This window comes from Shigella sp. FC1967, assembly GCF_001743005.1.
Classification (GTDB): Bacteria; Pseudomonadota; Gammaproteobacteria; order Enterobacterales; family Enterobacteriaceae; genus Proteus.
In genome coordinates, this window is sequence record NZ_MIIZ01000704.1 from 1 (window position 1) to 4,407 (window position 4,407).

The 4,407-nt window shown below is 38.9% G+C and carries 9 protein-coding genes; 8 read left to right on the forward strand and 1 reads right to left on the reverse strand.

All coding sequences use genetic code 11. From position 1 onward, the window contains the following. The first annotated feature begins 100 nt into the window (after window positions 1–100). The 4 genes from BHE89_RS10410 (at window position 101) to BHE89_RS10425 (ending at window position 2,594) form a co-directional block, all read left to right on the forward strand. Complete coding sequence (locus BHE89_RS10410; protein WP_286146065.1) at window positions 101–910, forward strand: DUF968 domain-containing protein; 810 nt, start codon at window positions 101–103, stop codon at window positions 908–910. A gap of 27 nt (window positions 911–937) precedes the next feature. After that, window positions 938–1,618, forward strand: a complete 681-nt coding sequence (locus BHE89_RS10415) for a bacteriophage antitermination protein Q (protein ID WP_069367022.1) — start codon at window positions 938–940, stop codon at window positions 1,616–1,618. Window positions 1,619–2,088: 470 nt separating this feature from the next. Then, entirely contained in the window at window positions 2,089–2,325 is a 237-nt protein-coding gene (locus BHE89_RS10420) for a hypothetical protein (RefSeq protein ID WP_069367021.1), read from the forward strand. A 50-nt stretch (window positions 2,326–2,375) separates the two neighbouring features. After that, window positions 2,376–2,594 carry a hypothetical protein gene (locus BHE89_RS10425; RefSeq protein WP_069367020.1) on the forward strand — a complete coding sequence of 73 codons (219 nt, stop codon included), beginning with the start codon at window positions 2,376–2,378 and terminating at the stop codon, window positions 2,592–2,594. A gap of 15 nt (window positions 2,595–2,609) precedes the next feature. Here BHE89_RS10425 and BHE89_RS10430 read toward each other — a convergent pair whose 3' ends face one another. Next, on the reverse strand, window positions 2,610–2,933 hold the full coding sequence (locus tag BHE89_RS10430) for a hypothetical protein (RefSeq protein WP_069367019.1): 324 nt from the start codon (window positions 2,931–2,933) through the stop codon (window positions 2,610–2,612). Window positions 2,934–3,073: 140 nt separating this feature from the next. Between BHE89_RS10430 and BHE89_RS10435 the strand changes: the two genes are divergently transcribed. The 4 genes from BHE89_RS10435 to BHE89_RS10445 form a co-directional block, all read left to right on the forward strand. Beyond that, window positions 3,074–3,343, forward strand: coding sequence for a phage holin family protein (locus BHE89_RS10435; protein ID WP_069367018.1), 270 nt, complete (start codon window positions 3,074–3,076; stop codon window positions 3,341–3,343). After that, window positions 3,343–3,813 carry a lysozyme gene (locus BHE89_RS10440; protein ID WP_069367017.1) on the forward strand — a complete coding sequence of 157 codons (471 nt, stop codon included), beginning with the start codon at window positions 3,343–3,345 and terminating at the stop codon, window positions 3,811–3,813. The genes BHE89_RS10435 and BHE89_RS10440 overlap by 1 nt, the downstream gene beginning before the upstream one ends. Next, window positions 3,795–3,953: a hypothetical protein gene (locus BHE89_RS23775; RefSeq protein WP_006533932.1), complete on the forward strand. Its 159-nt coding sequence runs from the start codon at window positions 3,795–3,797 to the stop codon at window positions 3,951–3,953. Before BHE89_RS10440 ends, BHE89_RS23775 begins: the two co-directional genes overlap by 19 nt. A gap of 2 nt (window positions 3,954–3,955) precedes the next feature. Then, a partial coding sequence (locus BHE89_RS10445) for a lysis protein (RefSeq protein WP_141008285.1) occupies window positions 3,956–4,407 on the forward strand: 452 nt, incomplete at its 3' end.

Genomic DNA, 4,407 nt, shown 5'->3' on the forward strand with positions numbered 1-4,407 from the left:
CCACAGAGTTTAGATGTGTTGCCCTCAGGAGCTTTAACTGGCGATGAACAGCCAATTTTAAACAATAAGCACATCATTCAATTTCTTAATAGCAAAAAAAGTGATCCACGCCATAGATAAGGTTGCACCGATGGATTCGTGGGTTATTAGTAATATCAAATGCTGTCAGATTGATAACGATGAAGACAATTATCATCACCATGAGTTAGTGACGACCTTTCACGAGGCTGGCGTGATCCGCACTTGCTGGCATCATGATAACCATATTCGGCATTCATCGGCGGGTTGGATTGCTGAGATGGCTCATGAAAACCGTATCAATTGGATGTTAGATACTATTCGTAGTCGTTTGAGATTAGATAGTGACCACCAGCTGACAATACCTGATTTTTTCACGTTTGCTGTTATGCATAACGTTATCGATGAATTACCAGAAGCGATATTGCGTCAGATTTTAAATTGGTCAGATAAACAAGAAGAACGCAAGGTTCATGGTGGTTTCCCTGAGTCTGACATTATTCCAAGTAACGTGACAGCGCTATCAGCAATGAATGAGCGTTTAGATGCGATAAAGCCGGTTATTAAAGTTGATATTGAACCAGAGCCACCAGCGTCATTTCTCCTTAAACCTAAAATGCAACGTTGGGAAAATATCAACTGGCTCCAATGGGTGAAAACTCAACCGTGTTGCGTGTGTGGGCAACAGGCTGATGATCCGCACCACATCATAGGTCATGGTATGGGAGGCATGGGTACTAAAGCTCACGACTTATTCACCATTCCATTATGTCGTATTCATCATGACGAGTTACATCGCGACCCAAAGCAATGGGAAGCCACTCACGGCAATCAAATCGAATTGTTATTTCATTTTTTAAACCGTTCATTAGGCATCGGTGCATTTATTTAACGTGTGTACGGCACGAGTGGAGGAAATATGCCAATTTATGCGCATGACTTGGAATATTTAAGTGATATGGCATCGATAGCTACATCAAACTTAAGAGCTTCAACAAAAGGTCAGTTAGAAGCATTTGAAGATTTTGGGTTAACAGACACGAGAGCAACACCGAGAGTTAGAATGCGAGATTTAAAATTAAACGGCCGTTTTGTTTGTCGTGATACTGATCCAATCTATGTATTAGAAACTCGCTGTCGTCGAACTCCAAAGCCGATGATAGATCCTGTGGATTTTTTATTATGCTCTTGGCGTAGGGCTATTAATGCATTAAGTGAAGAACAACACTCATGGATAATGTATTGTTATGGATATAGTTTGAAATTTGAGCATCAAGTTAATATCAGTGTTCATGTATGGTCTGAATTTGAAAAACAGCATAACGGTAAAAAGATAACTAAAAAGGTTAAAGAGCGACTAAGATTATTAGTCTGGCTATCGGTTCAGACTTGTACTGGCCGTAATTATTCACAAACAGATCTGTCCAGGTTGGTGGGTGTTAAGCGTGATAATTGGAACAAAAACTATCAAGTATATTGGGATTGTCTACTTCATGTATGTTATGAACTAGATAAATTGGCATTACTTTCCATGAGGCGAGTTAGAATCGAGCAGATTAATAAAAATAATCACGACAACTTGCAAAAGTCAACAAAATAGGCCATATTTAAGTCTAATTTGGTATGTTGCCAAAATTGTTTATAACCTCGCCTTTGCGGGGTTTTTTGTTATCTATCACACTCTTCATTTTTGGAGAGTTGTGTGATTAGGGACACCAGATGATGTTTTGGTCGACGGATATCTGGTGTCCCTAGCTATTGCTATCTATCAAGAAAGAATAACAAAGCACGTTCGTCATCTGTGCTTTTAGGGCGGGGTTAATTGTTTTTTCATCGGTCTGTCGCCAAACAAATGCCGAAGAAATTAACAATTAATCCCGTTTCGTTTTAATTCCCCCGAATTCGAGGGTGTTACCTTCATTGATGAGGGTAGCATAGTTTAAGTTATTGATATTGTTCCGATGTCGGAATTCCGATAACGCTATTTCACATGTTCGGTTATTTCGAACAACTCATTTTGAAGATCGCCTAGGCGGTCTTTTTTTATTATCTAAAATAAGGAACGAAATTATGTACGCACTTAAATTAATTACTGAACGTGAAGGACGTAAAGTGGAAGAAGTCCACTGCTTAGGGGATATGTACCGCTTAGAGTTTTATCCTGAATCAGAAAATAAAGATATCGTGGCGCGGGTTGAGCATACAAAGAAAGACGCTATTCCATCATTTGATATTAAGCGAACAGATTGCGCCTATATTACGACAGTAACAGGCGATACTGTTCGGGTTATTTCTAGAGGTAAATAAGGTTATCAACAAATCGCTCAGCATGGTTTTTTCGTATAAGAGAGGTAGTTATGAGTAATCAAAATTTAGAAGTGTTAGTTAATACATTGTCAGCACAAGTGGTACAGCAAGGGCATCAAATAGCAGAGTTACAAAAACAGCTCGCTAGTATGCAATTAACGAGCTGTGAATTAGATAAATTGATTTCAAGTGTTAAAAGTAGCTCTATGCTCAATCAAAAGCTAGCCAATGAGTTAATGGAGATTGAGGCTTTTAAAAAACGGTTATAGCATATAAAACTTTTGTTACTTATTTTCTGCATCAAATAGAGTATTCAGATAATTTATAGAACGCTCTTTAATGAGAACCTCCTCCTTCTCGATCGAATTACGATCTAAGCATTTAAACAGCACTTCATATATTTGTTTCTTATCATTCTCGTTTAGTAATTTTTTAAACAAAGCTTTGAATAAGATTGTATGAACGGTATCTCTTATCTGTAATTCGTGGTTTGTTTTCATTAAGCCTTTAATTGAATCATTTAGCATGCTCATTGATTCCCATATTTCACTGATTTTACTATCGTAATTACTATGTTGATTTAATTTCTCATTATTATTTTCTGACATTTCATTTCCTCACGCCGAAGTAAGTCAGCCATTCCTTCGGTTCATAACATTGGGCTGATCTATCAGTTTAACTTAAGTTTCATATTTTCACGTTTAACTCACTCACATTAATCATCAACGGACACTCCGTAGGGGTGTATATGCGCATGGAAAAATTGACCAATGCTACCTACGGAACTGCTGGCTTAACTGCCTTTTTTGCAAGTCTCTCACTTTATGAATGGGGATTTGTAATAGGGATGGGATTCAGCATGCTCCTTGGATTAGCAACTTATCTGATGACATGGCGAGAACAACGAAAACGAACAGCGTTATTTGCTGAATTAGTTCATCGAAATTGTTCTAGCGATCCGCAAGACATAGAAAAGATAGTTGGCGAAATGCTGACTAAAGCTAAAAAGGACATTTAATGAATCTAAAACAGAAGGTAGCAGCAGTTGCGAGTGCTGGTGCGGTAAGTATTGCGATAACCGTGATTGGTCATTTTGAGGGAGTACGCTACGAACCATACCGTGATGTTGCTGGTGTTCTGACTGTTTGTTATGGACACACAGGGAGTGACATTATTCAAGGTAAGACATACACACAGCAAGAGTGTGATGAGTTACTGCAGAAAGACTTTATCAGAACTCAACAACAAGTTGATGTCCTGGTTAAAGTGCCAGTAGATGATAAAACAAAAGCTTCTCTATATTCCTTTGCTTTTAATGTCGGTACCACAGCCTTTGCACGTTCTACATTGCTCAAGAAATTAAATGCTGGCGATCAGTATGGTGCATGTGAAGAAATGAAACGCTGGGTTTATGCGGGTGGAAAGGTTTGGCGAGGGTTAGTCAGTCGTAGAGATGCGGAGTCAGCACTATGTCATGGAAACCTTTAATTATCGTTATTAGCTTTATCCTCGCATTACTTATCACAGTCGCTGGTGGCATTTATCTCTCAATTGATAATTCATGTGTTAACGACAAAGCCAGTTTAGAAAAACGCTGTCAGATAGCTCTCTCACATCATCGGTACTAATTATGAAGCATTGGAAACTTTACATTGTCATTGTGATAGTGGGGATTGTTGCTGGTGGTTGCGTGCTGATTAATGCACAAGCGAAAAGAATTAATACACAAGCTGAAAAAATTAACACGCTGACAAAAAACAACAAAGAACTTACTAATACGCTCGAAGAACAAAAGGCCATCAATGCTGACTATCAAGTGCGCATAGAGCGACTAAATCAACTCGATATTAAATACACTCAGGAGTTAGCTAGTGCAAAGAATGAAATTGATGGGTTGCGTGATGATATTCGCAATGGCTCTAAGCGGGTGTACGTCAAAGCCGAGTGTTCAAAAATCTCCACCAATTCCACCTCCCGCTTGGATGATGCAACCACCGCCCGACCTACTGACACCGCTATCAGAAATTATTGGTTACTCAGAGAGCGAATTGCAGAGTCAGAGCAAGTGATTAAAGGGTTGCA